This window comes from Cyanobium sp. WKJ7-Wakatipu (assembly GCF_024345355.1).
GTDB lineage: Bacteria > Cyanobacteriota > Cyanobacteriia > PCC-6307 > Cyanobiaceae > Cyanobium_A > Cyanobium_A usitatum.
The window spans coordinates 1-24,353 of sequence record NZ_JAGQAY010000027.1 but is presented as its reverse complement, the minus strand read 5'-3'; the positions used below and the strand labels follow the sequence as shown (position 1 = coordinate 24,353).

The window sequence follows — 24,353 nt, the reverse complement described above, 5'->3', positions numbered from 1 at the left end:
CGGTCAAAAGGCCGCCCTTTTTTATGGGCCATCAGCACCCAGGCCGTCAGCATCTACTGACGGCTCTAGATCGAGCTACCCGAGCCAGGAGAAACTCGTCCACACTGATCCCAAAAGAAATCTGTTGCTGTGACACAGGCACTCACCGCATTGGCACGCATGACCCTGCGTCAGCTTCGCCAAGTCGCTAGCGACCTTGGGGTGGGCTTGTACAGCCGTAAGTCCAAGGATGAACTCCTAGCCGCCATCAATGATCGCCAGGATGAGGAGGACACGCCCATCAGTCTCAAGGCAATCGAAGCAGAGCTACCCCCAGCTCCCCGACCCAGCTCAGCAAATACCAGCGTCGTATTTCTGCCCCGCGATCCACAGTGGGCCTATGTGTTCTGGGATATCTCCCAAAGCGATCGGGCCTCAGCCCTGGCAACTGGTGCCTCCCAGCTTTGCCTGCGCGTCGCCGACGTGACTGGCCTGCCGGGCGGCTCAGCCCACCCCCACACACTGCAGGAAGTGGTGGTCGACAGCCATGCCACCGAGTGGTATCTGCCAGTGCCCCTGTGCGATCGGGATTACCGGGTGGAACTCGGCTACCGCAAAGGCAGCGGCGGCTGGATCTCCCTGGCCTTCTCTTCAGTGGCACGGGTACCCGCCCAGCACCCCAGCGAGCAAATTCTCGACCAGTTCGTGCCCTTTTCGCTGGACACGGCTCCAGCCATCCTGCCGACGCCGGTGGAGCCAGCCGATGCAGGACTACACGAACGCCTATATCAAACAGCTACAGCCCGCTGGCGCAGTCTTGGCAGGGGTTCTGAGGCTTTTCATGAGCTACACGCAGCCGGCCTGGACACCAGTGAACTCAACACCTCTGGTGCCGGCATCTGGGCCAGTGGCCGCAACGCCTCTGGCATCGGCGGGGTCGCCTCCCGTCAACGCTCGTTCTGGCTTGTGGCTGATGCTGAGCTGATTGTCTATGGGGCCACCGATCCCGCTGCCCGCCTCACCATTGGCGGTGAGGAGGTGCCCCTTTCCGCCGATGGCACCTTCCGGGTGCAAGTGCCCTTCCGCGATGGTCAGCAGCTTTATCCGATCGAGGCGGTCGCCGCCGATGGCGAGCAGAAGCGCAACATCACCCTGGAATTCAGCCGCTCTACCCCTGAGGACAACAGCAACCCAGCCGAAAAGGCCGTAAGCGAATGGTTCTAAATCGAGCCTTGGCGCTGAAGCGCTCAGCCGTCGCCCTCACACCGGTGGCAGGAGCCTTGGCATTTCCGCTGATTGTGCCGGTTGTGTTGATGCGCTTCGGCCTGCCAGCCGCCATGCTCAGCGCTGTGTTGATTGGTACTGGTTGGTTCGTGGTGATGCTGCGCACCGCCGAGATGCCGGGCCACCACTAGATAAAGCCCCAGCTTGATCCAATGTGGGAACCCTGGGTACAACCGCCCAGGGCTGCCATGGCCAACCTTTCGCCGCGCCACCCCTTAGCCTGGGCAAGCCTTGTGGGCTTGGCTTTAGCTGGCTGCAGCGCTGACGCCCAGCTCCTTGGCCAGTCAGCCCGGCCCAAGCCCCTGCCCAAGGGCATCGAGCTGGCCTTCAACCACGCCGAAACCAGCCGCTACCGCAGCCCTATCACCGGTCAATGGCGTCAGGGCGACGATCTCGAGGCTTTCGTGCTGGCAAGTATTCAGTCGGCGAGGCGGGAAATCCTGGTAGCGGTTCAGGAGCTGTCGCTGCCGAAGCTTGCCGAAGCGCTGGCGGCTAAGCACCGTGAGGGGCTGACGGTGAAGGTGGTGCTGGAAAACACCTACAGCAGCCCCTGGAGCGAAGAACATCCGGCGGATCTGGCCCCACACCAGCGCACCCGCCATGAGCAGCTCAAGGTCCTCGGTTGGGGAGACGCTGTGGCGATCCTGCAGCGGGCCGGCGTACCCCTGATCGACGACACCGCCGATGGCAGCGCCGGCAGTGGCCTCATGCACCACAAATTCATGGTGGTGGACAGGGCGGTGGTGGTGACCGGCTCAGCAAATTTCACCCCCTCCTGCATCCACGGCGATCCGGGGGCAGACCGCAGCCGCGGCAACGTCAATCACCTACTGCGTCTGCGCAGCCGTGAACTGGCCAACTCCTTTTTGGCCGAGTTTGAGCGGATGTGGGGCGACGGCCCCGGCGGCCAGCCCGACAGCCGCTTTGGGCTGGGCAAGGGCGGCGGAGCTCCCCAAAAGCTGCTGGTGGGGTCAACGCCGGTGACGGTGCTGTTCGCCCCCCATCGCCGCAGCGATCCCCACCAGGGCCTGCTGCTGTTGGAGAAGTTGCTCTCCGGCAGCCGCAAGCAGCTGGATCTCGCCCTATTCGTACTCTCTGAACAACGGCTGGCCGACGTCATGGCCCGCCTGCAGGGGCAGGGGGTGACCATCCGGCTGCTGGCCGATCCCGGCTTTGCGAACCGCGCCTTCAGCGAAGTGCTCGATCTACTCGGCACCCAACTGCCAGATCACCGCTGCGGCGTGGAGGCGGCGAACCGCCCCTGGCAGCGCCCCCTGGAGAGTGTCGGCACACCACGCCTGGCCAGCGGCGACAAACTGCACCACAAGCTGGCTGTCATCGACAACCGCACCGTGATCACCGGCTCCTTCAACTGGAGCCCCTCAGCCGCCCACCAGAACGACGAAACCCTGCTGGTGTTTGAGTCCCCCCTGCTAGCCGAGCACTTCACCTCTGAGATCAATCGGCTCTGGAAAGGCGCTGAGCTCGGCATCACCGAGCGGCTGCAACGCAAGCAAGAACGGCAACGCACCCGCTGCGGCAGCGGGGTGCAAAGGGGATAAGCGGGAAGAAGTGGGAACAACAACAAGCTCGCTCGGCAGCAGCTCCTGACCAGCGACTGGATGACCCTGCGGAGGGGTTACTCGTTCTGCATTAGCTAAGCCGAACTCAAGGCAAGGACGACTACTGGAGTCGCAAGTGAGTCTGCTGCTGAAATCGCAGCATCAAGAGAACTTATCGCAAATATTTTTTACCTGAAATACAACCAAAACTGAAGCCAGCATCTAGGGTTCAGCAAGGCAAACATTCGCAGCACTAATCCAGGCCTGAACAGGTACCAAACACAAAGGCAACAATATTCTTGCTTTTTTAACCCGACCTTTTATTTCTAGCCTTTTTTTGATCCCTAAGGCAGGCTATAAACCATGTCACTTCAGGTCAACAGAACAAATATTCAAATTCGACCGGACCCTTCGCGAGTATTTTTAAGGACCTTCGAAACGAGTGGCAGGGAACGCATTCAGCGAATTGTTGCTCGGGTCATGGCCCTAAGCCGCTCCGAGGCGGAGCGCGAAGCCGCCATCATGCTGAAGAGCTTTGAAGGCCGCCATGAAAAGTTACAGGCCTTTCTGCTCACTAGTTTCGGCCATGTGAGCGAGCATCTGATCACCGATCGGCCCCTAAACCGCTGCGAAAGGCTGCTGATCGGTGCCTATTTCACGCTGGAATATTCCCTTGAAGCGGCGGCTCTCTTCAATCCGTCAATCGTGCGGCATCCGGATCAGTCGAGAATCGATGAAGGCAGCATGCGCTTTCTCCTAAGCCTACGGGCTACGGGCGAAGGCCATATCTCCTCAATTGTTTTTCGCACTGGCGTAATCAACCGAGAGGGAGGTATAACCCTCGATCAGCCGAGCCCCTTTGTGGCAGCTGCTGATGTGCATCCCAACCCAAGCTATGAAAAGCATCTTTTCGAGCGAAAGCTTGTTGAAATGGGCTTGCTTACGCATCTTGCTCAGCGCCTAATGGATCAGCTGCCTGATTTTTTCAGCTTTGAGGAACTCAAGGAGTTAACCAACCAGGCCCTGCGCAGTGACCGTCTCGCCAATACAGACAGCATGCATATAGCGGAGAGCGTACTATCGCTGGCACGCGCAAACTACGAGCTAAGCTTCGATCCAGGTGACGATTGCTCAGAGCGAGCTATCTTCCCCACCTCTCCCACCGAAAGTCGTGGCATTGAAGATGCTCGATTTGTTGCTTTTGAGGAAGACGGGCAGACTACCTATTATGCAACCTATAGCGCCTATGACGGTCAGCTTGTCTTCCCCCAGTTACTGGAAACTAAAGACTTCACCCAGTTCAAGATAAGCACCTTAAACGGCCCTGAAGTGGCAAATAAGGGCATGGCCCTATTCCCAAGAAAACTGGGAGGCTCGTACGCCATGCTTTCCAGGCAGGATGGAGAGAATATCTACCTGATGTATTCAGATCAGCTGCACTTCTGGTACGAAAAGCGTATTTTGATGCGGCCCACCTACCCCTGGGAGTTCGTTCAGATTGGCAACTGTGGCTCGCCTATCGAAACCGATGCCGGCTGGCTGGTACTAACCCATGGCGTTGGACCAATGCGTAGATACACCATAGGCGCGATTCTACTCGACATTAACGATCCCAGCCAAGTGATCGGCCGCCTCAAGGAGCCCCTGCTGGAGCCAACCAAGGAGGAGAGAGAAGGATATGTTCCGAATGTTGTCTATAGTTGCGGATCACTAATCCATGCCGATAAGCTGATCATACCTTACGCCATGAGCGATCAGTCAGCCACTTTTGCCACCGTATCCGTTGATGAGTTATTGCGAAAATTGAAGGCCAACCCACTGGAGAAATATCCTTGAAGCCAAGATCTACTCGAAAAATTGCAATCATTGGCGACTATCTGCCAAGGAAATGTGGGATCGCCACCTTCTCCCACTCGGTTTATCGAGCTCTCTCCGACGACGCAGCCGACAACGAATGCTTCATCGTTGCGGTAAACGACGATCTCGAAGGCTACGCCTATCCACCGGAAGTTCGTTTTGAGATTGCGGAGCAGGATTTGAGCAGCTATCGCCGCGCTGCCGATTTCCTGAATCTCACCGACACTGATGTCATCTGCCTCCAGCACGAGTTTGGCATCTATGGCGGCCCAGCTGGCAAGCATATCCTCACACTTTTACGCCACGTCCATATCCCTGTGGTTACCCAACTCCATACGATCCTGGAGGAGCCCAGCGCCGAACATCTGCATGTGATGAAGGAGCTCGCCGCACTTTCAGCACGGATCATTGTGATGAGTGAACGGGGGCGCCGAATTCTTGAGGAAATCTACGGGTTGCAAGCAGATCATCTAGATGTAATCCCCCATGGCGTGCCAGACATGCCGTTTGTAGATCCCAACTATTACAAAGATCAGTTTGGGGTTGAGGGCAAAAAAGTTCTTCTTACTTTTGGGTTGATCTCGCCAGCCAAGGGGATAGAAAACGTTATCCGGGCCTTACCTGAGGTGGTCAAGGTATTCCCAGAGGTCGTCTATATCGTATTGGGTGCTACCCATCCCCATCTGCTGCGCGAGCAGGGCGAAACCTATCGATTGAGTCTTGAGAGGCTTGCCCTTGAGCTTGGGGTGAGAAAGCAGGTGATCTTCTACAACCGCTTTGTGAGCGCTGAAGAGCTCAAAGATTTTCTTGGTGTTGCGGATATTTATATCACTCCCTATCTCAACCGTGATCAGATCACCTCCGGCACCCTCTCCTATGCCTTCGGTTGCGGCAAGGCGGTGATCTCCACTCCCTACTGGCACGCAGAAGAGCTGCTTGCTGAAGACCGGGGCGTGTTAGTGCCCTTTCGCAACAGTGATGCAATTGCCGAAGCACTGATCGGTTTGTTGATCGATGAAGTGCGTAGGCATGCCATGCGCAAGCAGGCCTACCTACTGGGTAGGGGCATGATCTGGAGCCAGGTGGCTGAACTTTATGCCAGCTCATTTGAGCGAGCCAGGCTAGAGCGTGGCAACGGAGTGGTGCTGCACTCCCCAATCAAGCCCCTGGAGCAGGAACCGCGCGAGCTGCCGGCCTTAAGGCTTGAGCATCTGAAGAGAATCTCGGATTCAACAGGTATTTATCAGCACGCCAAATTCACATTTCCCAATTTCAAGGAAGGATATTGCACGGATGACAATGTTCGCGCACTGCAATTACTTGTAATGCTCGAAGAATCGGGCGATGCCACGCCCGATGTACAAGCACTGGCTACTTGTTATGCATCGTTTATTAACTATGCCTACATCCCGGGAACTTGCCGATTTCATAACTTCATGAGCTTCGAGCGCACCTGGCTCGATGAGGATGGCTCCGATGATTGCCTGGGCCGCACCTTGCTAGCCCTGGCTGCCTGTGTAGGCAGATCCCGCCGCGATGATTTGCGCCACTGGGCAGTGGATCTGTTTCAGCTGGCGCTGCCCTCGGTCACCAAAACAACGAGTCCACGGGCCTGGGCCCTTGGACTCAAGGCTATTCATGAGTATCTGCGCAAGCTGAGTGGTGATCGAACCGTAGATCTGATGCGCGATACCCTCACCGATCAGTTGCTGGTGGCCTTCGATCAAAACTCCGGTGATGAATGGCCCTGGTTTGAGGATGTGCTCAGTTACGACAATGCTTCCCTGCCGCACGCCCTGATCCTCAGTGGCCGCTGGTCGAATCGAAGCGAAGCACTTGAAGTAGGTCTGCGCAGTCTGCGCTGGTTGATGGCAGAGCAAACCGCTGAAGCTGGCCATTTCAGGCCAATTGGTTCCAACGGCTTCTACCGCCGAGGCCAGCAGCGGGCCACCTTCGACCAGCAACCACTGGAGGCCTGCGCTTCAGTGTCAGCTTGCGTTGAGGCCTGGTCAGCAACGGGCGATAGCTTCTGGCTCCGCGAGGCCTGGCGAGCCTTTGCCTGGTTCCTAGGCGACAACGACCTGCACCTGCCGCTCTATGACGCACGCACTGGCGGCTGCTTCGATGGTCTTCAGGACGACAGCGTCAACATGAACCAGGGTGCCGAATCAACCCTGGCCTTCCTCCTGGCTCTGCAGGAGATGCGACTAATCGAACTCGCTCGCCATTCAATCCCCAAGCCATGAATAAGATCCGCATCGGCGCCATTGGAGCGGGTGGGTTTGGCCTGTTTGCTCTCCAACAGTTTCTTCAGGTTGAAGGGGCGGAGCTGGTGGCCATGGCTGGCACCCATCGAGAGGCGGCCCTCGCCATGGCCCGCCGTTTTGGAATTGCTGAAACCCTCGATGTGGAGAGCCTGCTCAACCTCGATCAGGTTGACCTTGTTTACATCGCCACGCCGCCCTTCCTCCATTACGGCCAGGTGCGTGCAGCCCTGGAGGCAGGCAAGCATGTGATCTGCGAAAAGCCGCTGGCGCTCAACCTGGCCCAGGCTGATGAGCTGTTGCAGCTGGCCCACTCCAGCGATCGCCTCTGCATCGCCAACCTGATGCAGCGCTACAACCCGCTGTTTGAGGCCGTGCGCCAACTTATCGATTCCAAGGTGATCGGCGAGTGCCTACATGGCTGGTTTGATAATGCCGCCGGCGATGAGGGGCTTTCAGCCGAGCACTGGTTCTGGGATCGCAGCAAAAGTGGCGGCATCTTCATTGAACATGGCGTGCATTTCTTCGATCTGTTCGAAGGTTGGCTGGGGAAGGGAGAGGTTGTCTCCTCCCAGCGAACTCTGCGCCCAGGCTCCGGCATTGAGGAGCAGGTGCAGTGCGTGGTGCGCTACGGCAATGGTGCCCTCATCAACTTCTATCACGGCTTCACCCAGCCGGCGCGGCTGGAGCGCCAGGAATTCAGGCTGCTGTTTGAACACGGTGAATTGACCCTGGAGGAATGGGTGCCTACTCGGGTGCGGCTACGGGGCGTGGTGGATGAAGAGCAATCGCGCAGGTTGATGCAGATCTTCCCTGACGCCAGGCTTGATGTTCTCGAAAGCTATAGCGGCTCTAAGCGCCTGGCCCGTGGACGCCACAAAGACTTTGACACCTATCAGAAGATCGATCTTCATGCTGGATTGGAGGCCGAGAAGATGCGCCGTTATTGCGAGCTGCTGCGGGCACTGTTCGCCGACCAGATCGCCTGGATTTCCGATCGTTCCCATCAACGGCTGATCACTGAGGAAAATGGCCGCAACTCCCTTGCCATGGCCTGCGCGGCAACGCAACTAGCTGAGCCTGGCGGATGAGACCCCGTTTATTCAGCAGCTGCCTGCTGACCCCAGAGCAGCTTGCCCCCTCCCAGGACGACATGCGGGTTGTTGGCGCCTTCAATCCAGGCGCCGTCACAACGGAGCAGGGAGTTGTGCTTGTTATCAGGGTTGCCGAGGCGCCTAGGCAGATCCGGCCGGGTTTCGTGGGTTTGCCGCGCTGGGATCTGGAGGCAGGAAAAATAGTTATCGACTGGCTGACTGAGCAGGAACTGATTGTTGAAGATGCCAGGGTAGTGAAGATCAGGGAAACGGGCCTACTGCGACTCACTTCCACCTCCCATCTGCGCGTAGTTCGCAGCGCTAACGGGCGCCAGATCGAGCCCAGTGAGCAGCAAATCCTCCGGCCCAGGCTCGGCTGTGAGAGCTATGGCATCGAGGATCCCCGCATCACGCCAATTGATGGTCGTTTTTATATCACCTATGTAGCCGTATCCCCCCACGGTGCGGCAACAGCCTTGGCCTCTACACTTGATTTCAGCTCCTTCAAGTTCCACGGGCCGATCTTCTGCCCGGAAAACAAGGATGTGGTGCTGTTCCCTGAGCGCATCGGCGGCCAGTATTTCGCGCTGCATCGGCCCACCACTGCCCATGATTTTTCCCGTCCGGAGATTTGGCTGGCCTCATCACCCGATCTACTGCATTGGGGCAAGCACCAGCCCCTGCTGGGCTCTAGTGCAGGCTGGGATTGCGGCCGCATCGGCGCGGGCACACCACCGATCCGCACAAGGGAGGGATGGTTGGTGATCTATCACGGCAACGATAAGGGCGAAGGTGAAAGCGGCATCGGCAGCTATGGGGCTGGAAAGCTGCTTTTGGATCTCGATCAACCATCGAAGATTCTCAGCGCAGGAGAGCAGATCTTGGCGCCAGAGATGGAGTACGAATGTCTGGGATTTGTGCCAAATGTGGTGTTCCCCACTGGCATCATCCAACAGGAGGATTCACTGCTGATCTACGCCGGAGCCGCTGACACCGCCACCTGCGTAGTGGAACTTGGGCTCGCTGATCTGCTGATCAGCGACTCATCGCCAGCTGATGTAGGTCCAAAAATCTGAACCAGGCCTTCTGAGAGCTCTCAGGCCAAGCCCAACGGGATGCCCTCAGCGAGGAAGCTGCATCTACCAACCTCAATTCGGCCAACGCACATCCATGGGAAAGACGTCAACTCGAGCGTCAGCTTGAGCTCCTGAAACAGGCAGACAGTCGTTTGCACGCTAGCGCCAACATCGATGAGCTCACCGGATGCCTGCGAAGACTGGAGCTGCATTATCAGCGCAATTAGGAGATCAGGCATTTGCCGCAAGATTTGGCGGCGACGAATTTGTTATCGCCATTCCCTCGCAGTTGCCCGATGAAACCATAAGTTGGCTCAGCGCCATTCAAGATGGTCTCCGAAGCCAAGCGAAACGAGCCTTTGATTTCCCCGAAGGCATCTTAATGAGTGCAGGCATACTTTATTGCGCTTCTGGCGTTAAAGTCATTTTTGAAGACGTGATTCAAGAGCTTGACAAGTTGCTCTATGAAGCAAAAGCGAGGGGTCGCAATTGCTTCGTCAGCAAAGAAATATCGGAATAAACGTCCTACCCCCTTGATCCGAGTCGGACGGGCAAGGTCGCTCGTCTCGCGAGAACAGAGCCCCTGCAGCAGACCGAGCCAGCAATCGCAACAGATCAACCCTTGATGGAGCTGGGTTCAGCGCAGCTGAGTCGGGAAAGCGGGGTATGGGCGCTCCACCCACCATATGTGGGCCTCTAGCAACCCCAAGCACCACATCTAGTGATCTGCACCTAAAGTTCAATTGTTCGGATGGCCAACGACGCCGATGAAAACCTTGGTGAAGACCGGCAGCTTGGCTAAGACCGGCAGCCTGATCAAGTCGCTGGCGAGCTCCCTGGTGTTGCCGGGTGAGGACACCACCCCCGCCGCGCCGGTGGTCTACACCACTGCCATCCGCTGCGACGGCAGCCTGGCCCAGTCCCTCGCCGGCATCAGCCTGCTGGCCAACCAGCTCGGCTTCACCCACGCCCCCGAAACCCTCTACGCCGTTGACGGCCAGAGCGCCGCTTTCCATGCCGACCATGGCGCCAGGGCAGTGAGCCTGGCGGTGGAATGCAACCCCCGCCAGCAGACCGTCTCCCTGGCGGTGAGCGGGCTGGACCACCAAGACACCTTTGAAACATTCCATCAGGTGTCCAGCACCCTGTTTGGCGACTGCTGATCGGGAGCCGTGATCCAGGCGGCCCCCCTCCTACGCTTGGCCTTCCCCTCAATGCTTTGGCCATGGTCAGTGGAACGGAGCGTGCCTTGAATGCCCCGCCGGCATCCCGCAACACGTCGGCCACCCTGGATGCCATCCAGCTGATGCTGCGCGACCTGCACACCCGGCACGATGAAATACGCCACCGGGCCGCATTCCGCGGCTGCACCAATGAACTGTTGGCCGTTCAGCAGGAGCTGGTGGAATATTTACTCAGCAAGAAAAGCCAGTTGACGGGCCATGTCGACCCGGTGAGCGGCGGCACTCGCAACTACAACTCCTTCGTTTGAGTAGCCCCTTGAGCCACCGCCCCAAGGTGGTGGTGGTGGGTGCCGGACCGGCGGGGGCCAGCTTGGCCCTACTGCTGGCCCGTGGTGGTATGGCCGTAACCCTGGTGGAGGCCGGCACCAACCTGGAGCGTCAATTCCGCGGCGAAGCGCTGATGCCCTCAGGGCTAGAGGCCCTAGCGGCCATGGGGCTGCTCGAGCTGATTCCAGGCCTGCCCCACCGGCCCCTGGTGGAATGGCGCTTCGTGGTGAATGGCCAGGAGCTATTTACCGCCACCGAGCCCCTCGGCGGTGATCCCAGCCGGCCCTGCACCCTGGTGAGCCAGCCGGCCCTGCTGGAGGCCCTGCTGAAACGAGGCAGCACCTACCCCTCCTTTGCGATTGAGCGGGGCCAACCGGTGGTTGACCTGCTGTGGCAGCAGGAGCGGGTGGCGGGGGTGCAACTGCGCGATGGCAGTCAGCTACCTGCCGACCTTGTCGTCGGCTGCGATGGCCGGGGCTCCCTGGTGCGCCAGAAGGCAGGGCTAGCGCTGCAGAGCAGCCCCAGCCCGATCGACTTGCTCTGGTTTCAACTGGCCAGTCCCGCGGCCTCGCCCTTAGCTGGCTCCTTCACCACCCTGGTGGGGCCCCAGGGGGTTTTCAGCGCTTTCGAAAGCGCCAGCGGCGGCGTGCAGCTGGGCTGGGTTATTGGCAAGTCTCAAGCCACACCCGAGCTCAGCAGAGAAGGCTGGATCGAGCGGATGGCAGCATTGAGTCCACCTCAGCTAGCGGCCTGGCTACGGCAGTGGCGCGGCGGATTGGGGGCGCCCAGCCGGCTGACGGTGCAGGTGGGACTAGCGGAGCGCTGGTGCCAACCGGGCCTGCTGCTGCTTGGCGATGCGGCCCACCCGATGGGACCGGTGCGAGCCCAGGGCATCAACATGGCCCTGCGTGATGCCTGGGTAGCCGCCATGCGGTTGTTGCCTCTGCTCAGCAGTGGCTGCAGCGACGCTGCCCTTGATGGGGTGGCCGTCCAAATTGAGGCGGAGCGGCGGCCCGAAATCACAGATATGCAAACCCTGCAGGCTGCCGAAGCCGCCCGGGGAGAGCAGTTGCGGCAGCAGGGTTGGTTGCGGGGGGCTCTGGCGATCGCCGCACCCCTTGTGGGCCCCGCGATCGCTGCCCACTGGAGCCAGCAGCAACAACCGCTGCGTCAGGGGCTAGCCCAGCTGCCAGGACCGCCATGATGGGAGCAACCCCGGTGTAACCATGGCCGCGCCTCGGATTGATCCCGCACTTGCCCTTGGCCTGATCGCCCTGCTGACTGCCCCCCTACAGGCAGCACCCAAGGACCCGCCGTACCCATCCATGGACCTGTTGCGCGAGCTCCAGCTCCAAACCTTCGCCTGCGGAAGAGACAACACGATCGAAGCCTGCGGCAAGGCAAGCACCATGGCCGATCCGCTGATGGATCACCCCCGCCTTGGCGCCACCTGCAAGGACGCCATCTGGACGATCCGCGAACGGGCAAAGCCAGCTACCACCAACACTTTTGAAAGGCGCGAAGCTCTCAACCGAGCCGGCCAGGACGTGATCCCGTTCTGCAAACAGCAGACCCGCACGGTCGCCCCGAGCAAAACTGACACCAAACCCAAGGAGAAAAAAGGTGGGTTCAACCTAATTCCTGGGTCCTGATCCTGATCCTGGTCCTGATCCTGATTCCGGCTTGCTCTCGATCAGGTTCAGCACCTGCTGGGCAGTGCTGTCCATAAAAGCCAGCGACCAGCCGACCTGCACCACCGCCTGATCGGCCAAGGCACAGAGACCGTCCTTCTGAGCAGCAACTTCACAGCTGGCAGACAGACCCAGTAAGGCATTGGTGAGCTTGCCGCGCAGGCAGGTTTCCTTGCCGCGTCGCTGGATCACGGCTTCAGCTGCCAACCGACTGCGCTGCACCGCCTCCGCCAAAGGAAGGGCGCGGGCTCCCCCCATCACTGCCGCCCGGCCGGCTTCTGTGGCCGCTAACGAGCTGGCTGTCAGTGCCAATCCAGCTAAGCAAGCCACTCTCCAAATGTGCCCGCTGGCAAACCTGTTTTCGGCCAACACCCTTGTCCCCATTCAACTGCCTTCCCTTGGAAGCTAGTCAGTTCTGGAAAGGTGACAAGCCAAGGCTAATTTGGTGCCCCAGTGCCCCTGTGGATTCGGCCGATGACCAGCAGTAATCCCGTGAGCATTCGGCAGATTTCCCTGGCTCAGCCTTTCAGCGACCAGAAGCCCGGCACCTCCGGTCTGCGCAAGAGCAGTCGCCAATTCCAGACCCCCCACTACCTAGAGAGCTTCATCGAAGCGAGCCTGCAGGTGCTGCCAGGCGTGGCCGGCGGCACCTTGGTAGTGGGAGGTGACGGACGCTACGGCAACCTCGCAGCCATCAACGTGATCGCCCGCATGGCCGCCGCCCATGGCGTGGCCCGGCTGATTACCACCACCGGCGGCATCCTCTCCACCCCAGCCGCCTCCCACCTGATACGTCAACACGGCGCCGTGGGCGGGGTGATTCTCTCGGCCAGCCATAACCCCGGCGGCCCCGATGGCGATTTCGGCGTCAAGATCAACGGCGCCAACGGCGGCCCCACGCCGGAATCGATCACCGACGCGATTTACGCCGCCACCTTGGAACTAGGCGGCTATCGGATCTGCGAAGGCGGCAGCGATCCCGACCTCTCAACGCCAGGGCTCAGCAGCATTCGCGACCTGCAGGTTGAGGTTATTGATGGCGTCGACGACTACGTAGCGCTGATGCAGCGCCTGTTCGACTTCGACCAGATCGGCGATCTATTGCGGGGCGACTTTCCGATGGCCTTCGATGCCATGCACGCAGTGACCGGCCCCTACGCCAGCCGGATCTTCGAAGAATTGCTTGGCGCTCCCGCGGGCACGGTGCGCAACGGCATCCCCCTAGAAGATTTTGGCGGCGGCCACCCCGATCCCAACCTCACCTACGCCCACGACCTGGCCGAGCTGCTGATGGGCAGCGATGCCTACAAATTCGGTGCCGCCTGCGATGGCGACGGCGACCGCAACATGGTGCTGGGGACGCGCTGCTTCGTGAATCCAAGCGACAGCCTGGCGGTACTCACCGCCAACGCCACCTTGGCCCCGGGCTACGCCGATGGCCTAGCCGGTGTGGCTCGCTCGATGCCCACCAGCGCCGCCACCGATGTGGTGGCGAAGGAGCTTGGTCTGGCCTGCTTCGAAACGCCAACGGGCTGGAAATTCTTCGGCAACCTGCTCGATGCGGGGCGCATCACCCTTTGCGGTGAGGAAAGTTTCGGCACGGGCAGCAACCACATCCGCGAAAAAGATGGCCTCTGGGCGGTGCTTTTCTGGCTGCAGATCCTGGCCAGGAAGCAGGCACCAGTGAGCAGGATCATGGCCGAGCACTGGAGCCGTTTCGGCCGGCACTACTACTCGCGCCACGACTACGAAGCCATCGCCAGCGAGGCCGCCCATGGCCTCTACAACCGCATCAAGGAGATGCAGCCCGCGCTGGTGGGCCAAAGCTTCGCCGGCCGCAATATCGCTACCGCCGACGACTTCGCCTACACCGATCCGGTGGACGGCTCTCTCACAAGCGGCCAAGGCCTGCGTCTGCTGCTCGAAGATGGCAGCCGAGTGGTGCTGCGCCTCTCCGGCACCGGCACCCAGGGAGCCACCCTGCGGGTGTACCTGGAGAGCTATGTGCCCCCTAGCGGCAACCTCAGCCAGGATCCCCAAATGGCCCTCGGCGAGCTGATCACGGCAATCGACGGACTGGCCGAAATCAAGACCCGCACGGGGATGGATCGCCCCACCGTGATCACCTGAGGCGATCAGGTGCCGCCGGCAGCACCAACCAAACCCTGAGCACGCCGATCAGCAGCAGACCCGCGAACGCGATCAGCATGCCGTTCTGCTGGCCCACGGTGCCAGATAGATAGGTCACCGCCATGGCGCTCACGGCCGCCAGAGCGGTGCCGCCCACCAGCAGCTGCCGGGCGCGGGTGTTCCCCGGCAGGGACACCCGCAGGCTGGAAATGGCCACCAGGCCATACACCAGCAGAAAGCCGAGCACGGTGAACCCACCAAACAGGCCGAAGATCTGGTTGATGGTGAGATTGCGCTGCACCACCAGCGCTCCTCCGGCCACCAAGGGCAGACCAGCCGTGAGCAGGGCGCAAGACGGGGTGCGGAAGCGGGGATGCACCCGGGCCAGAGGGGCCGGCACCAGCTGCTGCTCGGCCAGGCCGAACAGCAGTCTGGCCATAGCGGTAAGAACCCCGATGCAGGTACCGAATAGACACAGCAGCGCGCCGACCTTGATCCACAGCCCCGCCCCGGGAATTCCCAGGCGATCGGCCAGGGCACTGAGCGGATCGAGGCCCTGACGGGCCGCCGCCGGCAGCCAGGCCAGACCCTCCGGCAGGAATGCTCCCCAGACCACGAACAGCCCGCCGGCGATCAGCACGGCGGTACGAATGCTGCGCGGGATGGCCCGCTCCGGCTGGAGCGCCTCACTGCCCAGGTTTGCGGCGCTCTCAAAGCCGATGAAGCTGAGCACAGCCACCATCAATCCGGAGCGCACTTGAGCAGCGGTGTCGTTCAGAGGATTTATGGCCGCCAGATCCGGGGCGCCCCAGCCCTGCCGTACCACGGCCGCAGTGAGGCTGAGGATGATCAGGGCGGATAGGCTCTCGGTGACCATCATCGTGCGAGTGGAGAGCTGCACGTCGCGGCGGGCCAGCTCAAAACAGCCCAGAGCCCCGATCAAATAGGCCAGCAGCCGCGGCGCCTGCAGGCCCAGATGCAAGACCAGCTGCTCGAGGAAGAACCCAAAGAACACCAGACAGCCCAGCAGCGTGGCGCCATAGCCCAGCAGCATGGCCCAGCTGGCCACCGCGCCTGTGCGCGGGCCCAACCCAGCGCTCACATAGCCAGCAATGCCGTTGGGGCTGCCGGGCAGCTGGCGAAACAGCACCAGGGTCTCGCCCACCAGCAGCACCACCACAAGGGCTAGGACATAACTGATCCAGGTGGCGGAGCCGGCAGTGCGCATCGCCTCGGGGATGTTGAACACCGCCGTGAGCGTGAGCCCCACCGTGCCGATGGCCTGGGCCGTCACCGCCACAGGGCCCAAACAGCGTCGCAGCAAAGCTCAGCCCTCCGAATCGCTGGCCCGGGAGATGCCTGCCAGCTGGCGCATCGTTTCACCCCAGGCGCCGCAACCAGCCGCAACCAGCACCACCACCAGGGCCCGCTCCAGCGAAGGTTGGGCCAGGGCATTACCGGCATGGGCGGCGGCGCGGCGCCCCAGCACGAGCAGCAGCGCCGCCAGAGCCGCCAACACCACGGCGGCCAGCAGCACCCGACGTCGATCCACCTGACTCTGGCGCGGCGGCTGGTATCCGGGTGGATGGGGCAGGGGCATCAGGAAGCGGGGATGGAGGGATTGCTGGCACTGGCCGGGAACCAGCTTGCCTCCAGCCGTTTCATAAACACATAGAAGGCCGGCACCACGAACAGGCTCATCACCGTTGCCACCAGCAGCCCACCGAAGATCACCGAGCCGATCGAGCGCTGGCTCATGGCGCCAGCACCGCTTGCCACCACCAGCGGGAAGAAGCCGGAAAGAGCAGCTGAGGCAGTCATCAGAATCGGCCGCAGGCGCGACTGGGCCGCCCCCGTCGCCGCCTCCACGTCCGACAGGCCCGCCTCCATGCGCTGGTTGGCCAGGTCCACGATCAGGATTCCGTTCTTGGCCGCCAGGCCGATCAAGGTCACCAGACCCACCTGGGCGTAGACATTGTTCACCTGCTTGTTGAGCACCAGGAACAGCAGTGCCCCCAGGATTGCCAGCGGCACCGTCATCAGGATCACCAGCGGATCGATGTAGCTGCCGTACTGGGCCGAGAGCACTAGATAGACCACCACCAGGCCCAGGGCGAATACCAACGCCGCCAGCGAACCGGCCGCCACTTCCGAGCGGCTCAGGGCCGACCAGTCCATGCCGATGTTGGTGAAGTTCAGCCGTTGGAAGGTGGCCGTGAGCGCATCGATGGCCTGGCCGGTGCTCTTGCCGATCGCCTCGAAGCCCTGGATCAGCACCGTGCGGTTGAGATCAAAGTGGCTGATGATGGGCGGAGCACTGTCGAGCCGCACCGTCACCAGATTGGCGAGGGGAATCTGGGCGCCGCCGGCTGCGGGAACGTAGAGATTCTTCAGGCTGTCGATGGTTTCGCGCCTGCTGCCCTCGGCCTGCACATACACCTGGCGGTACTGACCGTTCTCGTAGGTCTGATTAACGAACGCCCCACCGTTAACCGCCCCTAGGACCTTCATCGCCGTGCCGAAATCCACCTGCAGCGAGGCCATACGGTCGCGGTCGGGCTCGATTCGCCACACCGGTGCATCGCTGACGAACTGGGTGTAGAGGTTGTAGAAGAAGCCGGTGGCCTTGGCTTTGTCGATCAATTGATTGGCCATCCCCAGCAGATCTGTGGGGCTGTAGCCACCATTGCTGAGGTCGTTGAACTGGAACGACAGGCCGCCCTGGGCACTGAAGCCCGGCACCGCAGCTGGCTGCTGTGCCATGACCTTGGCGCCCTCAATGGTCTGGAACTGCTTGTTGAGCCGCTGCACCACCGCCCGGGCTGATTGATCAGCAGAGCTGCGCTCCTCAATCGGCTTCAGCCCGAAGAAGAACAGGCCCTGATTGAGAGCACCGCCGTTGAAGCCGGCGCCGCCGATCAACTCGCCGCTCACGATCTCCGGTTCCTGCGCCAGTATCTGGCGGGCCTGATCGGCCACCTTCATCGTCTGCTCCAGCGAAGCCTGGGGTGGCAGCTGGATGATGCCCAGGCCGTAGCCCTGATCTTCGGTGGGTACGAAGCCCGACGGGATCGCGATGAACGCCAGGCCGGTGAGCACCACACCCCCCAGGACCGCGCTCACCAGCAGACGACGACCATGGATGGCGCGCTCCAGCAGCCGCCCATAGGCGGATGCCATGCGGTCGAACTGGCTGTTGAAGCCCGTGAAGATCGGCTTGAGATAGGTGCCCACCACGGCGCCGAGGGCGCCGAACAACAGCAGCCACAGCCAGCCGCCAAAGAGGTAGCCATAGCCGGCACCCAAGGCTCCGCCGATCAGCGTCCAGGCGCGGCCGCTGGGGTTGGTCTTGCCGCCCCCCAGCAGCAACGCTGATTGCAGCGGCTTGCCACTGATCGCATTGAAGGTGCTCACCAGGATCGAGAACACGATCGTGAGTGCGAACTGGCGGTAGATCACACCGGTGGCGCCGGGGAAGAAGGTGACGGGGATGAAAACCGCCAGCAGCACCAGCGCCGTGGCCAGGATCGCGCCCGTCAATTCCTTCATGGCGTTGGAAGCTGCCGCAAACGGTTTGTCGCCCGCTTCGATCCGGGCCGACACCGCCTCCACCACCACGATCGCGTCGTCCACCACCAGGCCGGTGGCCAGGATCACCCCCAGCAGCGTGAGTTCGTTGATCGAGAAGCCAAACGCCTTCACGAAAACCATCGCCCCAAGCAAGGCGATCGGCAGCGCCAGGGCCGGCACCATCGTGGCCTTCCAGTCCTGCAGAAACAGGAAGATGATCAGTAACACCAGCACCACGGCATCGCGCAGCGCATCCAGCGCCCCAAAGATCGAGGCATTGATGAAATCAGTCTGGTCGAACACCTTCTCCAGCTTCACGCCCGGCGGCAGGGTGCGGCGAAATTGCGATAGCACCTGGTCCACCGCTTCGGCTGTGGTGATCGCGTTGCTGCCCGGCAGCTGGATCACCCCAAAGCCCACGCAGGGGTGGCCAGTGATGAGGTTGATCGCCGCCTGGTTGAAGTTCTGAAAGGCGTACTCCGCCCGGCCCACATCGCGGAGCCGGATCAGGCTGCCATCGGGGCCGCTGTCGCTAACCATGCCCGAGGGGCCGCGGGTAAGCACCAGGTTTTCGAACTCCTCCACGGTGCGCAGGTTGCCCTGCACCAGCACGGGCAGGTTGGTGGGGTTGTTGGCTGAGGCGGGCGGGCCGCCGATGCTGCCACCCACCACGATCTGGTTCTGGGAGCGCAGGGCGTTCTCCACATCCAGGATCGTGAGGTTGAAGCGGCTGAGCTTGGCCGGATCCACCCAAAGTTTATAGGCGGGGTCACTGGCGCCGAACACCGTCACCTGGCCCACACCCTCTGCCCGACTGAGCGGATAGGCAAGGTTGAGCTGATAAAGGCCGTTGAGGTATTCGCGGCTGAACTGCCCTTCTGTGGAGGTGAGGTTGTACACCAGCAGATAGCTGGTGGCTGTCTGCTGCACCGTCACTCCCTGGGAGTTCACCTGCTCAGGCAGCTGGGCCGAGGCGGTCTGCACCCGGTTCAGCACATTCACCTGATCGATATCGGCATCGGTGCCGGCCTTGAACACCACATTGATCTGGCTGACGCCCTGGCTGGTGCTGTTGGAGCTGATGTAATCCATCCCCGGAGCGCCGTTGATCTGCTCCTCGAGCGGGCCGGTTACGGCACTTTCCACAGTGTGCGCATCGGCCCCGGGCAGGTTGGCCGTCACCTGGATTGTGGGCGGCGCGATATTCGGCAGGTTCTCGATGGGCAGCAGCGGCAGCGCAATCACCCCGGCCATCAGGATCAGGATGCTGCACACGGTGCTGAGCACCGGCCGGCGGATGAAGGTGTCGGAGAGACTCATCGCCGCGGGATCACCATGCCGCTGCGCAGCTGGGCAAGATTGCCCAGAACCACTGCATCGCTTGAACTAAGACCTTTGATTACGGCGAAGCGCCCGCCCTGCAAGCTGCCTAGGGTCACCGGCGTCTGCACCGCCACCAGGTCATTTGCAGAGGGGGCCGGTTTGATGGCTGCGCCGATCAGGCGCTGGGCTTCGGCGGGCCGCACTGCCCGGAACACAAACGTCTGCCCTGCCTGCAGCAGCACCGCCGCCTGGGGAATCGCCAGTGTGTTGGACGTACCAAAACGCAGGCTGGCCTGCACGCGCTGCTGATCGCGCAGGGCGCCATCTGGGTTGTCGAAGGTGGCCTTCACCAGCAGCGTTTGGGTGCGGCGATCGAGCGATGGGGCAATGAACGTCACCGCGCCGATCGCCTTCAGCGCCGGCTTGTCGGGGGCCTGCAGCTCCACCGGCATGCCGAGACGCACGCGATAGGCCTGCTCACCGGGCACATCCAGCCGGACCCAGAGGCGACGGTTGTCGACAATGTTGGTGATGGTTTCGCCCTGGCGCACCACCGAACCCAGCTTGTGCTGGATGTCGCCCACCATGCCGACGATCGGCGCCGTCACATCCTTGTAGGCTAGAGAGGCCACGCTGGCTTTGAGCTGCTCGGCACTGGTGATCGCGGCCGTCACCTTGGCATCGCGCTGCTTGGTGGAGGCGGCGCCCTGCTGATTAAGAAAAATGTAGCGCTCCGCCTCAAGGCGATCTTCCCGGGCCTGGGCTGCGGCGGCTGCGACGCTGGCCTGCTGCTGCAGCTGATCCAGCCGGAACAGCGGATCACCCGGGCGCACCAGTTGGCCTTCACGCATCGGCATCGCCACAATGCGGCCATCGATCTCCGCCGCCAGCGGCACGTTGGCGATCGATTCGAGCGTGCTCTGGTAGGTGGCCTGATCGGTAAAGGTCTGGCGCGTCGGATTAGCCAGAGAGAAGGTGGACTGTGGCGGCGGCGGGGGCGGTTTGACGCAGCCGACAAGGGTGGCCAAAAGCACCGTAAACGCCAGCATCGGCCCCAGGGAAGCAGGATGCCTGGGCTGCACTGAGTGGCGCAAGATGGGCTTCAAAACCAGCTCAAGTTAAGAGCAGCATCTAACAGGGTCAAGCAAAGACATCCGCCCACAGGAAAACCCTACTCGTACGGGGGCCATAGGGAGGCTCAATTGAGGGTGTTAATCGCCCTGACAAGGATCACAATGAATACGCAGATCATGGCGAGGCTATGATCAATGTGGAGCACCTTGATCGGTCGCCCCACAAGCAGGTGCCCCTCCGGCGGACCAAAGCAGTTGCTGCTCAGAATTGTGAAATAGGCATAATCCATGAACTCAGCCTGCCAACGGCCCGACCGCAACACATCACGCTCCAGTGTTTCTTCTGTAAACACGATGCCGTATGGCGTGGTCGACGCGGCTGGCCCGGCCAGCGCCTGGAAGCGGCCACACCCTGAATGGGGCAGCGGCCAGCACCATTGCCACAAGGGATTTAGCCAGGAGCGGCTCGGTGCGCCTCCAATTCATTCCCTTCCACCTTTTTCTCGCAACGCCGCAGGTGTGCTTCTTCAATGCCAGCGTGCCGCACAACAACGGCGCCGATCTGGTGGTGCACCACGGACCCGCAATCTCACCACCCGATCCCGACGGAGCGGAGCATTACTACGTGCATCAACACCGTCATCCTGCTCAAGCCAGCCTGGGATCAACCCCATCACCTGATTGCTCCAGAAAGGGCCATGGGGGGCTTGAAATTCCGGTATGCACCTACCACCGCTAAATCCAAGCAACGAGAGCAGTCTCGTGCTCAGCCAATCGATCCACGATCCGGCCTTCGGCTACGCGACCGAGTTCATCCCCGTCAAGCCCTGGCACCGGAGCTGGCACAACGGCCACATCAGCCGCCAACACTGATCAACCGGCCGACTCCTGCCGAGGTTCAGGGGACCAGCGGGCCTCCAGGTTCTTAATCGCCACATAGATAGGTGGGACCACTCCCAAGGAAAGCACGGTGGCCACCAACAGGCCACCGAAGATCACCGTTCCCAACGACTGCTGGCTGTTGGCCCCGGCGGTGGTCGCCACCACCAAGGGCAGGAAGCCAGCCAGGGAGGCAATGGTGGTCATTAGGATCGGCCGCAACCGTGATTCGGCGGCGGCGGTCGCCGCCTCGACCACCGTCATGCCCGCATCCAAATGCTGCTCAGCTACCTCCACAATCAGGATGCCATTCTTGGCCGCCAAGCCAATCAAGGTCACCAGACCTACTTGGGCATAAATATTTAGATCTATGGAGCGGAGCGCCAAGAACACCAAGGCGCCGAGCATCGCCAAGGGAACAGTCATCAAGATGATGAATGGAGTAATGTAACTCTCATACTGGGCAGAGAGCACTAGGTAAACGATTAAGATGCCCAGGCCAAATACCAGCACGCTGGCATTACCCGCAGACAGCTGCAGGGAAGCAAGTCCGGTAAAAGCATAACCAATATTATTGAAATCAAGCCGCTTAAAGATCTGCTGAATAGCCGTCAAGGCCTGGCCAGGGCTCTTGCCAACAGCCTCCGCGCCCTGTACCAAAATAGTGCGGTAAAGGTTGTAGTGACTAATAACCGGAGGGGCACTGGTGAGTTCTGACGAAGCAAACTCACTGACCTGCACTAACTTATTGTCGCGGTTACGCACGTAGTAACTGAGCACATCCTCAAGGGTGCTGCGGCCGGATGCCTCTGACTGCACATAGATGTTGCGCACTTGGCCATTTTCATAGGTCAAGCCTGAGTAGTTGCCACCTGCAAGCACGGCAATCGTCTGCATCGCCTGCTGGAAATCGATGTTCAGAGCGCCCATAATTGAGCGATCAATTTTCAGACCAAATGCTGGGGCGCTTGGAATAAACTGGGTGTAAAGGCTTGAAAACTGATCGGATGCCGTACCAGCTGCCACAAGCTTTTGAGCTAGGGCGTCGAGTTGGTTAAAGCTGTATGCGCCATTGCTTAAGTCGTTGAACTGAAAGTAGAAGCCACCCTGGGCCGAGAAGCCAGGAATGGCGGGTGGCTGGGCTGCTACAACTAGACCACTGCTAATTTTAGAAAGCTTGGCATTGAGTCGCTCCACAATTGCCGGTGCTTTCTGATCGGCACCACTCCGCTCCTCAAGGGGCTTAAGGCCGAAGAAGAACACACCCTGGTCTGGGCTGGAGCCGTTGAAGCCGTAGCCGCTAACCACCGAAGCCGCCGTGATGTCTGGCTCCTCCTTGAGCACCTTGGCAATCTCCAGGCCAGTCTGCTGGGTGAGACTGAGGGAGGCACCGTTCTGCAACTGGAAAATTCCCACCCCATATCCCTGGTCTTCCTCAGGGATGAAAGCCGAGGGCAGGGCCGAGAAAGCAAACGCGGTGAGCACAATGCCGCCAGCGAGGCTCGCAACAACGTATTTGCGGCGGCGGATCAGCACCTCAAGTAAGCGGGCATAACTGCTCTGCAACCAAGCAAAAAACCGATTGAATTGCTCAAAAATTGAGGCAAGCCGGCTACCAGCCAACCCGAACACGACAACTCCGAAGACGTAGGCACCGACACCAAAGGATGCGGCGCTGAAGCGGCCGAAGGCCAGGCCCACTACCACACCACCGATGGTCCAACCCCAACCCTTGGGCTTCGGAGGCTGCTCCGACTTGAGGATCAGGGCCGACATCATTGGCGAGAAGGTCAGGGCATTGAAGGTGGAGATGGCAATCGAAAAGGCGATCGTGAGGGCGAATTGCTTGTAGATAATGCCAATACCACCCGGGTAAAAAGCTACTGGCACAAATACCGCCATCAGCACAAGCGATGTAGCGATCAGAGCACCAGTTAGCTCACCCATACAGGCCATCGCCGCCTTGCGTGGACTCATGCCACTCCCAAGGTTTTCAGAAACCGCCTCGATTACCACGATCGCGTCATCCACCACCAAGCCAGTAGCAAGCACCAAGCCCAGCAAGGTGAGCTGGTTTATGGAAAATCCAAAAGCCTTGATGAAGGCGAAAGTACCAATGAGTGAGATCGGGATCGCCAGACTGGGCACCACCGTGGCGCGCCAGTTCTGCAGAAACAGAAACAGAATAACTAGCACCAACACAATGGCTAGGCCAAGAGCATCAGTTACCCCTTCAACCGCAGACTCAATAAACTGACCGATATTATAAATCTCTTTAACCGCGATCCCAGGCGGAGCTGACTGGGTGAATTGATTCATCACGGCCACCACAGCCTCAGATACATCTAGAGCATTGCTCTCTGGAGTTTGGAATACCGCAACGGTGATAGACGGAAACCCGTCGAAACTCACCGCCTGCTGAGCAAAGGTATTAAACCCATAGGTAGCCTGGCCCACATCGCGGAGACGCAGCAGATTGCCCTGGGGTGACTTACCAACTATTAGGTCATTGAGCTGATCTACCGACATCAAGTTGCCGTTGCCAGCCACTAGGATCGGGTAAGCGAACAGCTGATCTCCTCCGGCTGGCGGACCACCAATCAGGCCACCAATAGCGATGCTGTTTTGACTCTTGACCGCACTGACGATCTGGTCGGCAGTCAGCTGGTTAGCACTGAGCTTGCTTGGATCAACAAACAGCCAGAAGGCAGGGTTACTACCTCCCAGCAGATTGACTTGAGCGACTCCGGGGACCCGCTCAAGCTGGTAATAGAGCTGCTCATAAATCAAGCCGTTGATATAGGAAGCATCAAATTGGCCCTGGCTAGACGTGACCTGATAGGCAAGCAGAATCGATGGGGTGCTCTGCATCACCGACACCCCCGTTGCCGAGACCTGCTGGGGCAACTGAGGCATAGCCAGGGAAACGCGGTTCGTGATTACCCAGCTCACTCCGCACAGGGCGAACTGGTCGCATAGACTGGTACGCATATACCAGTTAGCCCATGTCGCGCAGTGCCGTCCAGTTTCAGAAAGGCCTCTCGCTGCCTGAGTTCCAAC

The 24,353-nt window shown here is 60.5% G+C and carries 20 protein-coding genes and 1 pseudogene; 14 read left to right on the top strand and 7 right to left on the bottom strand.

Annotated features, from left to right (window positions below; translation table 11 throughout):
* Positions 1 to 159: 159 nt before the first annotated feature.
* From KBY83_RS12440 to KBY83_RS12385, 12 genes are all read left to right on the top strand, one after another.
* Complete coding sequence (locus KBY83_RS12440) at positions 160 to 1,203, top strand: DUF4912 domain-containing protein (RefSeq protein WP_255019819.1); 1,044 nt, start codon at positions 160 to 162, stop codon at positions 1,201 to 1,203.
* An 8-nt stretch (positions 1,204 to 1,211) separates the two neighbouring features.
* Positions 1,212 to 1,394 (top strand): hypothetical protein, encoded by a 183-nt coding sequence (locus KBY83_RS12435; protein ID WP_193486276.1) that lies wholly within the window; start codon positions 1,212 to 1,214, stop codon positions 1,392 to 1,394.
* A gap of 57 nt (positions 1,395 to 1,451) precedes the next feature.
* The gene (locus KBY83_RS12430) at positions 1,452 to 2,825 is read left to right on the top strand and encodes a phosphatidylserine/phosphatidylglycerophosphate/cardiolipin synthase family protein (protein WP_255019818.1); all 1,374 of its coding nucleotides are present in this window, start codon (positions 1,452 to 1,454) and stop codon (positions 2,823 to 2,825) included.
* A gap of 480 nt (positions 2,826 to 3,305) precedes the next feature.
* Positions 3,306 to 4,661 (top strand): glycoside hydrolase family 130 protein, encoded by a 1,356-nt coding sequence (locus tag KBY83_RS12425; RefSeq protein WP_255019817.1) that lies wholly within the window; start codon positions 3,306 to 3,308, stop codon positions 4,659 to 4,661.
* The gene (locus tag KBY83_RS12420) at positions 4,658 to 6,928 is read left to right on the top strand and encodes a glycosyltransferase family 4 protein (protein WP_255019815.1); all 2,271 of its coding nucleotides are present in this window, start codon (positions 4,658 to 4,660) and stop codon (positions 6,926 to 6,928) included. The genes KBY83_RS12425 and KBY83_RS12420 overlap by 4 nt, the downstream gene beginning before the upstream one ends.
* Complete coding sequence (locus KBY83_RS12415; RefSeq protein ID WP_255019814.1) at positions 6,925 to 8,037, top strand: Gfo/Idh/MocA family protein; 1,113 nt, start codon at positions 6,925 to 6,927, stop codon at positions 8,035 to 8,037. The genes KBY83_RS12420 and KBY83_RS12415 overlap by 4 nt, the downstream gene beginning before the upstream one ends.
* On the top strand, positions 8,034 to 9,116 hold the full coding sequence (locus tag KBY83_RS12410; RefSeq protein ID WP_255019812.1) for a glycoside hydrolase family 130 protein: 1,083 nt from the start codon (positions 8,034 to 8,036) through the stop codon (positions 9,114 to 9,116). Before KBY83_RS12415 ends, KBY83_RS12410 begins: the two co-directional genes overlap by 4 nt.
* Before the next feature lie 187 nt (positions 9,117 to 9,303).
* Positions 9,304 to 9,636 carry a diguanylate cyclase gene (locus tag KBY83_RS12405; RefSeq protein ID WP_255019811.1) on the top strand — a complete coding sequence of 111 codons (333 nt, stop codon included), beginning with the start codon at positions 9,304 to 9,306 and terminating at the stop codon, positions 9,634 to 9,636.
* A 247-nt stretch (positions 9,637 to 9,883) separates the two neighbouring features.
* Complete coding sequence (locus tag KBY83_RS12400) at positions 9,884 to 10,279, top strand: hypothetical protein (RefSeq protein ID WP_255019810.1); 396 nt, start codon at positions 9,884 to 9,886, stop codon at positions 10,277 to 10,279.
* Between the two features lie 62 nt (positions 10,280 to 10,341).
* Positions 10,342 to 10,608 carry a hypothetical protein gene (locus tag KBY83_RS12395; protein WP_315858611.1) on the top strand — a complete coding sequence of 89 codons (267 nt, stop codon included), beginning with the start codon at positions 10,342 to 10,344 and terminating at the stop codon, positions 10,606 to 10,608.
* Positions 10,609 to 10,616: 8 nt separating this feature from the next.
* A complete protein-coding gene (locus KBY83_RS12390; RefSeq protein WP_255019809.1) occupies positions 10,617 to 11,831 on the top strand; it encodes an FAD-dependent monooxygenase in 1,215 nt (404 codons plus the stop codon).
* A 22-nt stretch (positions 11,832 to 11,853) separates the two neighbouring features.
* Positions 11,854 to 12,279, top strand: a complete 426-nt coding sequence (locus tag KBY83_RS12385; protein ID WP_255019808.1) for a hypothetical protein — start codon at positions 11,854 to 11,856, stop codon at positions 12,277 to 12,279.
* Here KBY83_RS12385 and KBY83_RS12380 read toward each other — a convergent pair.
* Positions 12,262 to 12,630: a hypothetical protein gene (locus KBY83_RS12380; protein ID WP_255019806.1), complete on the bottom strand. Its 369-nt coding sequence runs from the start codon at positions 12,628 to 12,630 to the stop codon at positions 12,262 to 12,264. The two genes, KBY83_RS12385 and KBY83_RS12380, sit on opposite strands and share 18 nt — an antisense overlap.
* 162 nt (positions 12,631 to 12,792) lie before the next feature.
* On the opposite strand from KBY83_RS12380, the gene KBY83_RS12375 reads away from it, so the two are divergent.
* The gene (locus KBY83_RS12375; protein WP_255019805.1) at positions 12,793 to 14,448 is read left to right on the top strand and encodes an alpha-D-glucose phosphate-specific phosphoglucomutase; all 1,656 of its coding nucleotides are present in this window, start codon (positions 12,793 to 12,795) and stop codon (positions 14,446 to 14,448) included.
* Here KBY83_RS12375 and KBY83_RS12370 read toward each other — a convergent pair.
* The 5 genes from KBY83_RS12370 to KBY83_RS12350 all read right to left on the bottom strand — a co-directional run bounded on the left by KBY83_RS12370 (position 14,441) and on the right by KBY83_RS12350 (position 20,860).
* Positions 14,441 to 15,748, bottom strand: coding sequence for an APC family permease (locus tag KBY83_RS12370; protein WP_396093971.1), 1,308 nt, complete (start codon positions 15,746 to 15,748; stop codon positions 14,441 to 14,443). The two genes, KBY83_RS12375 and KBY83_RS12370, sit on opposite strands and share 8 nt — an antisense overlap.
* Positions 15,749 to 15,775: 27 nt before the next feature.
* Positions 15,776 to 16,048 (bottom strand): hypothetical protein, encoded by a 273-nt coding sequence (locus KBY83_RS12365; protein ID WP_254929630.1) that lies wholly within the window; start codon positions 16,046 to 16,048, stop codon positions 15,776 to 15,778.
* Positions 16,048 to 19,338, bottom strand: coding sequence for an efflux RND transporter permease subunit (locus KBY83_RS12360; RefSeq protein ID WP_255019801.1), 3,291 nt, complete (start codon positions 19,336 to 19,338; stop codon positions 16,048 to 16,050). Before KBY83_RS12360 ends, KBY83_RS12365 begins: the two co-directional genes overlap by 1 nt.
* Positions 19,335 to 20,390, bottom strand: coding sequence for an efflux RND transporter periplasmic adaptor subunit (locus KBY83_RS12355; protein ID WP_255019799.1), 1,056 nt, complete (start codon positions 20,388 to 20,390; stop codon positions 19,335 to 19,337). The genes KBY83_RS12360 and KBY83_RS12355 overlap by 4 nt, the downstream gene beginning before the upstream one ends.
* 149 nt (positions 20,391 to 20,539) lie before the next feature.
* Positions 20,540 to 20,860 (bottom strand): hypothetical protein, encoded by a 321-nt coding sequence (locus KBY83_RS12350; RefSeq protein WP_255019797.1) that lies wholly within the window; start codon positions 20,858 to 20,860, stop codon positions 20,540 to 20,542.
* A 23-nt stretch (positions 20,861 to 20,883) separates the two neighbouring features.
* On the opposite strand from KBY83_RS12350, the gene KBY83_RS12345 reads away from it, so the two are divergent.
* Positions 20,884 to 21,153, top strand: coding sequence for a hypothetical protein (locus KBY83_RS12345; RefSeq protein WP_255019795.1), 270 nt, complete (start codon positions 20,884 to 20,886; stop codon positions 21,151 to 21,153).
* A 134-nt stretch (positions 21,154 to 21,287) separates the two neighbouring features.
* Here the strand turns inward: KBY83_RS12345 and KBY83_RS12340 are convergent.
* Positions 21,288 to 24,233 (bottom strand): annotated as a pseudogene (locus KBY83_RS12340) (efflux RND transporter permease subunit); the annotation flags it as partial.
* Positions 24,234 to 24,353: the final 120 nt, after the last annotated feature.